Source organism: Leifsonia sp. A12D58, assembly GCF_047530025.1.
GTDB lineage: Bacteria > Actinomycetota > Actinomycetes > Actinomycetales > Microbacteriaceae > Cryobacterium.
This window is the reverse complement of sequence record NZ_JBLJAT010000008.1, coordinates 137,516-143,944: the sequence shown is the minus strand read 5'-3', so window position 1 is coordinate 143,944 and position 6,429 is coordinate 137,516. Positions and strand designations below refer to the sequence as shown.

General features: G+C 65.6%; 7 protein-coding genes. 5 read left to right on the top strand and 2 right to left on the bottom strand.

The features are described from left to right. The first annotated feature begins 86 nt into the window (after positions 1 to 86). The 5 genes from ACMT3I_RS15740 to ACMT3I_RS15720 all read left to right on the top strand — a co-directional run bounded on the left by ACMT3I_RS15740 (position 87) and on the right by ACMT3I_RS15720 (position 4,460). Positions 87 to 974: a spermidine synthase gene (locus ACMT3I_RS15740; protein WP_414805468.1), complete on the top strand. Its 888-nt coding sequence runs from the start codon at positions 87 to 89 to the stop codon at positions 972 to 974. Between the two features lie 44 nt (positions 975 to 1,018). Continuing rightward, complete coding sequence (locus ACMT3I_RS15735) at positions 1,019 to 1,603, top strand: hypothetical protein (protein WP_414805467.1); 585 nt, start codon at positions 1,019 to 1,021, stop codon at positions 1,601 to 1,603. Positions 1,604 to 1,966: 363 nt separating this feature from the next. Continuing rightward, positions 1,967 to 3,097 (top strand): PQQ-dependent sugar dehydrogenase, encoded by a 1,131-nt coding sequence (locus ACMT3I_RS15730; RefSeq protein WP_414805466.1) that lies wholly within the window; start codon positions 1,967 to 1,969, stop codon positions 3,095 to 3,097. Then, positions 3,097 to 3,591 carry a SprT-like domain-containing protein gene (locus ACMT3I_RS15725; RefSeq protein WP_414805465.1) on the top strand — a complete coding sequence of 165 codons (495 nt, stop codon included), beginning with the start codon at positions 3,097 to 3,099 and terminating at the stop codon, positions 3,589 to 3,591. The genes ACMT3I_RS15730 and ACMT3I_RS15725 overlap by 1 nt, the downstream gene beginning before the upstream one ends. A gap of 188 nt (positions 3,592 to 3,779) precedes the next feature. Continuing rightward, the gene (locus ACMT3I_RS15720; protein WP_414805464.1) at positions 3,780 to 4,460 is read left to right on the top strand and encodes a CGNR zinc finger domain-containing protein; all 681 of its coding nucleotides are present in this window, start codon (positions 3,780 to 3,782) and stop codon (positions 4,458 to 4,460) included. 65 nt (positions 4,461 to 4,525) lie between these two features. On the opposite strand, the gene ACMT3I_RS15715 is transcribed toward ACMT3I_RS15720, so the two are convergent. Together ACMT3I_RS15715 and ACMT3I_RS15710 are read right to left on the bottom strand one after the other, a co-directional pair. Then, complete coding sequence (locus tag ACMT3I_RS15715; RefSeq protein ID WP_414805463.1) at positions 4,526 to 5,104, bottom strand: 2-phosphosulfolactate phosphatase; 579 nt, start codon at positions 5,102 to 5,104, stop codon at positions 4,526 to 4,528. A 27-nt stretch (positions 5,105 to 5,131) separates the two neighbouring features. Next, positions 5,132 to 6,397 carry a hypothetical protein gene (locus ACMT3I_RS15710; protein ID WP_414805462.1) on the bottom strand — a complete coding sequence of 422 codons (1,266 nt, stop codon included), beginning with the start codon at positions 6,395 to 6,397 and terminating at the stop codon, positions 5,132 to 5,134. Positions 6,398 to 6,429: the final 32 nt, after the last annotated feature.

Sequence of the window (6,429 nt, the reverse complement as noted above, 5' to 3'; positions counted from 1 at the left end):
GTTTTTTTTTGTTTTTGGGGGGGCCAACCCCCCCACAACTGCGCTTTCGGGCGATGGGTGCAGCGCGGATGGCGCACACTTAAGAGATGAGCAGGGCCGAGCAAGAGCATCCGTCAACCACCCTCAAAGTGAGCGGATACACCGCATCCATTGAGCCTGACCGGTTTGCACCCGGATATCAGCTGGTCGTCGACGGGACACCCCAGTCGCACGTGAACCTCGACGACCCCAGCGAGTTGTTCTTCGAATACATCCAGCGGATCGGGCACGTCATCGACCTGCTCGGCGACCCCGGCGAGCCCATCACGGCCGTGCACCTCGGGGCCGGCGCACTCACCCTCCCCCGCTATGTCGAGGCCACGCGGCCTGGCTCACGCCAGCAGGTCGTCGAGCTGGAGAGCGAGCTGATCGATTTCGTGCGCGCTGAGCTTCCCTGGGACAAGCGCGCCCAGCTGCGGGTGCGCCACGGCGATGCCCGTGAAGTGCTCGGCAAACTTCCTCCCGGCCTGCACGGTGCCGTCGACCTCGTCGTTGTCGATATTTTCTCGGGCGCCCGCACACCGGCTCACGTCACGAGCAAGGAGTTCTACGAACTCGCCTCTCCCCTGTTGTCATCGCGCGGCATCCTGGCCGTGAACGTGGCCGACGGCCCCGGTCTGGCATTCGCCCGCGCTCAGGCAGCAACCCTGTCTGCTGTCTTCCCGCACGTGATCGGCCTCGCCGAGACTCAGGTGTTGAAGGGCCGACGTTTCGGCAACATCGTCTTCGTGGCAGCACACACGCCAATCGACCTGCACTGGGTTCCGCGCCTGCTTGCAAGCGGACCACACCCGGCCAAGGCCATCGAGGGTGCGGAATTCGACCAGTTCATGGCGGCGGCCAGCGTGGTCACCGACACCACGGCGATCCCGTCACCGTTGCCCGGTCGCACGGTGTTCCAGATCGGACGCCAGGGCTCGTCGGGCAGTTCCTGATGTGCCTCTGACACTCTCTCCCGACGTCGTCGGGCTATCCTGAAATGGAACCCGAATTATCCGCGGGGCTGACCCGGCTCCACTTCAGCACTGGACTTCTCCTGAGCATAATCATTGGCCACGACGCAGCCACCCTGCGCGAAATTGTTGACATCCCTGCGGCCGAAGCGCGCCTTGCGGACCTCGGTCCCATGCGCAGCCTCTCCGCGCTGAACGAGAAGGTCACGCTGCTGCGGCTGCTTGGTCGCCTCGATGAGGCCGAAGTGATCGGCAGCGAAGCCGTTCGCCAGGCCCGATTCACCGGTGACCGCGAGCAGGTCGTGTCGAGTCGAATTCGTCGTGCTCAGGTGCAGCAGTATCAGGGCAAGCTCGACGAGGCAGCCATTGAACTCGGTCACTGCATCGATGAGGCCGAGACCCATGAGTGGTCGGCCGTTGCGGGATACGCGCGTCAACAGCGCGGCACCGTGCACCTGGAACTTGATGACCTCGACGCGGCGTTGACCGACTTCAAGGCCGCCGTGTTCCTGCGGCAGGCCGCCGGAGCCTCCCCCGTCGAGCTGGAGAACTCGCTCATCGCGGTCACCATCGTCGAGTCGGCACTCACCGCCAGGGGTCCCGCGGTCTGACCACGCTTGGTGCTCGGGCGGCGATTGAGGGCTTGTCGTGGCGTTTGGCGTTGCGTGGCTTCGCTTGGCTTTGGTTGGCTTTGGTTGGCGTCTGATGCCCGGCGCATGGTCACACACCGGGTTTCTGGGGTGGGATGACCCCTGCAATTTGCCTCCCATTGGGCCAAAGCTAGGCATTTTTAGGTGAAGTTGGCAGAATTGCAGGAGTTATACCGGGGGTCACGAGGTGATCACATGGGCAGGAAATGCAGCACGGGCGCACATCGAAGTGGCGCCCCAGGACGACGAAGCCGAGCCAACGGGGGCGACGGCGCCGGTAGTCGTGGCCGCCTGCGGGCAGGAGCGCGCGGCACAGTCCTCGGATTGAGCGGCGCGGCCGGCGTTGCCCTGCTTCTGGCGGCCTGCACCAGCCCTGCGACGGTTGCGCCACCGAATGGGGTGTCAACCGGCACCTTGTCGGCCCGACCAACACCTGCGCCTTCGGGCACGCCTGCTCCCGTGCTGTTGCCGGTGAAGCCCACCGGGGATCCGATGGTGGTGGCATCCGGATTGGATGTGCCGTGGTCGATTCTCCGGCTGCCGGCCGGGGGTACGCTCATCAGCCTGCGCGATGACACGAGCATCGTCGAGCTGCTGGCCGATGGCTCGCACCGGCTTGTCACTGACGTGTCAGATGCAGTGCCGTCCGGCGAGGGTGGCCTGCTTGGGCTGGCGTTCCTGGCCGATACTGATGCCGATGGCGGACTCGGCTGGGTCTACGCGTACTTCACTTCGACATCCGACAATCGAATCGAGCGGATGCCCCTGGGCGGCAAACAGGGCACATACGCCCTCGGCGCCTCGGAGAGTGTGCTCACCGGTATCCCCAAGGCCGGCAATCACGATGGCGGCCGAATCGCCTTCGGCCCTGACGGCCTGCTGTACGCGACGGCGGGCGATGCGGGCAACACCGACAATGCTCAGGACATGGCGTCGCTCGGCGGCAAGATTCTGCGAATGACCCCGACCGGAGCTGTGCCGACCGATAATCCGTTCGGCACGCTGGTGTATTCGTACGGGCACCGCAACCCACAGGGCATCGCCTGGGATTCGACCGGCCAGTTGTGGGCGAGTGAATTCGGGCAGAACGCCTGGGACGAGCTCAACCAGATCGTGCCGGGCAGCAACTACGGCTGGCCGGTCGTCGAGGGCGTCAGCGACGACCCGAGGTTCGTCAGTCCGGTTCATGAATGGCCGACCTCGGAGGCGAGCCCGAGCGGGATCGCCATCGTCGGCGACACGATTTTCATGGCGAGCCTGCGCGGTGAACGACTCTGGCGGGTCGTGCCCTCAACAGGTGAGGTCGACGAGTGGTTCGTCAACAGCTTCGGACGGCTGCGCGACGTGGTGTCAGGACCGGATGCGACACTGTGGTTTGTGAGCAACAACACAGATGGCCGCGGCGAACCGATGAGCGGCGACGACAGGCTGTATCAGGTAGAGGTGGCTCCCTGATGGCCGATCTCGTGCGCGTGCGTCACTGGGCGGACGCATTGATAGCCCTCCACCTCGATTCAACGTGGAGCTTCGGATTCGACAACGCCAAGAAGCGTGCGGGTTTGTGCAATTTCACCGCGAAGCACATCACCGTGTCGCGGTATCTGGCCGCGCGCTACGACGATGACGAGATTCACCAGATCCTGTTGCACGAAGTGGCACATGCCCTGGCCGGATCGCGGGCCGGCCACGGACCCAAGTGGAAGTCGATCGCTGCCGGCCTCGGCTACGACGGCGGTCGCACCCATGACGGCGAGATCGCCAATGAACTCGCGCCGTGGGTGGGAACCTGCGCGGCGGGTCACACGCACTATCGATATCGCGAGCCGACGAGGCCGCTGGCGTGCGGGCTGTGCGGTCGCGGGTTCACCCGGGCGCACCTGATCACCTGGAACCGTCGCACGATCACCGCTGCAACGCGGCGCAGGGCTGCGGCTTCGACTGGGATTTAGCTGCCGGGATTCAGTTGGCCCGGGGTCTAGCTGGCCCGGGGTCTAGCTGGCCCGGGGTCTAGCTGGCCCGGGGTCTAGCTGGCCCGGGGTCTAGCTGGCCGGGTTCAGGGGGGGGGTGACTCGCGCCGATCAGCAGGTCGCAGGCGTCACTTTGGCCACACCCGTAACCTGTTATGTTGGTTTTCGCTATGAGTGACAGAAGAGACACCGGTCAGACCGGTCAATGGTTGGATTCCGACGGCCAGCAGTGGTGGTTCGATTCAGGTTCGGTTGCTCTTGATTTCGCCTATTCGGGTTCGATGGGCGACACCCCCGCGTGGGAAAAGCTGCACACCGCGGATGACCTCGCCGGCTGGCTGAACGAACGATTTACCGTAGCCGCTCCCGAGGCGGGGGCGACGGCATCCACTTCAGCACCCGGAGTTGGTTCTCCCGCCGCGGCCATGTCGGCGACCGACCGCGATCTTCTCGACGCCAAGGCGCTACGCGACGCGATCGCGAGCCTCACCAACGCTGCAGCAGCCAGGGCCTCGCTGAACACCCGCGACATCGACGTGCTAAACCTCTTCGCCGCCACCCCGGATATCCCGCCGTCCCTCGGCGGAGGATCGCGCCAGGCCGGACGGACTGCGCCGCGAGCCGGCCAAGCTCTGTCGACGCTGGCCCGCACCGCCATTGAGCTGTTCGAGCCCACCGAGATCGAGCGGATCCGGGAGTGCTCTGCCGATGACTGCGGCATCATCTATCTCGACACGTCACGGTCGGCGAACCGCCGCTGGTGCTCAATGCAGCGCTGCGGCAACCGGGCGAAGATCCGTGCGTACCGGGAACGTCTGGCGCAACAAGACAGTGAGCCCGCAGCGCGCTAACGACACGGCGCGCTAACGACACGGGATGCAGAGCGCGACCCTGATGCTGCCCGCGCTGAGTCCGGCTAGCTCGGAAGCAGCACTGTCCGAATCTCATCCACAACGTCTGACGAATCGAGCGCTGTCGCAGCCGTGACGTCGTCTGCACGGCCGGCGGCGAGCAGCGCCTGACCGCTCTGGGACGCGCTGACCAGGTGCTTCAGCGCCTGCTTTAGCCCGACGAAGGCAGCGGATGCCGCTGCGGCGTCTGGTGAACAGTGGTCGATGCCCAGATCGGTCAGTGCATCGATCACGGCACCGGCGGCGAGAAGGTCTTCGACGCTCGGCTGGAAGGATCCGTCTGCGCGTGTGTCGCCGGCCGCAATGATGGCGACCGAGAATCGGCCGCCCTTCTCTGTCTGGCGGGTGAGCACCCATTCGGCGACGGCACGGCGATTAGCGAGAGTGGCAGCGATGACGCGGATCGGTGTGGCATCCGCTGTCGCACTGGCGACATCCGTTGCCTCGCGCAGGCCCCCGGTGGCGAGCGACGGAAGCGCGTCGGCGATGATAACGACGTCGGCGGAGTCGGCCAATGTCTGGAAACCGCCCTGGCCCCAATCGAATCGAACCTGGTACTTCTGCTGAGGCGTCGCGTCAATCACAGACCCAGAATATCTGGCGCGGTCGAGTTAGTGCGTGTCGAAGCGGGCGAGGGCGTCGGCATCCGTCGCGTGCATCATGGCGCGACGCGCCGTGTCGAGCGCGGTGACCGGATCGGATTCGACCTCGGCAAGTGCAAGCTGGCGCTCGGCCTCGGCCAGGCGGGTGCGCGCTCCAGCACCGACGCGCGAGCGGTTGGCCGTGATGAACTCCCGCGTGACCTGGATCTGGCTGCGCGCTGTGAGCAGTGCTCCACTCAGTGCGGTGCGGGCATTCTCGAGCCGTAGTTGCCGGTTGCGGGCTTCGGAGCGAGTGATGTCGAGTCCGTCCATCGCCGTCCGCAGCGCGGCGAGATCGCCGACCGGGTCGCTGAGGCGTGCCGGATCGCGCAGGGTGTGGATGAGAGCATCTGCACGGGCGATGACCTGATTGAGCTCGGCGCTGGCATCCGCTTCTTCATGGCGGTCCCGCAGCGCGCGAGCTTCGGCGAGTTCGGTCTCGGCCTCATCGAGTGCAGCCTGCAGCGTCGCGAACTGCACATGCAGCTGGTCTTCACCGATCTCGATCGCGTCGAGCAGCTGGGTGGCACGGAACAGTCCCTGTTCGATGATCGTCAGCTGTTCTCCGACGGGCTCAGCGCTGCCAGATTCGAGGCGCTGCGAGACGACATCCTGCGCTGCACGGGCCTCGACCAGTGCGGCGAGCGCCAGCTCGACGTTGCCGCTGATTCCGGCGAGCGCGTTCGGCGCGTAGCTCAGCGACAGCCGGTTGATCGTCGCTGCTCCACCGGCGATGCGGTCGGCAGCCCGATCGAGGCGGCGGGTGAGCTGCTGCGCAGTGATGGGAGCATTACGTTCGGTGCCGCGCTTGACGGCGAAATCCTTGGCCTGACTGGTGAGCCTGCCCGTGGCATCGTTCGCCAATCGGATGATCTGTTCGTTCCAGCGGCGGCGCTCGGCTTCGGTGTCCGGCACCGAGTCGTCGAGCTTCTGCTGCAGCGCGAAGGCCTCGCTCAGCTGGCGGCGCGAGGTGACCAGCGCCTGTGCGAATTCTCGGGTCGCCGGTTCGCCGAACTGTGCATAGGCGAAGGCGAGTTCGTCTGCGTTGGCCTGCACGATGTCATCCGCTCGCACCAGGCTGATCGCGGCGTCGCGGGCCAGTGCAGCGTCTGCGGCTGATTCGGCGGCGAGGCGTGCCCGTGTGCGGCGGCGTGATGCCCCCACCAGGAGCGCGACAACGCCAGCAGCGATAGCAAAAACGATTACTGACGGTACCCACCAGAAATCGCCTGTCATAGGTCCAAGTCTATTGGGGCCGGTGAGTCTGC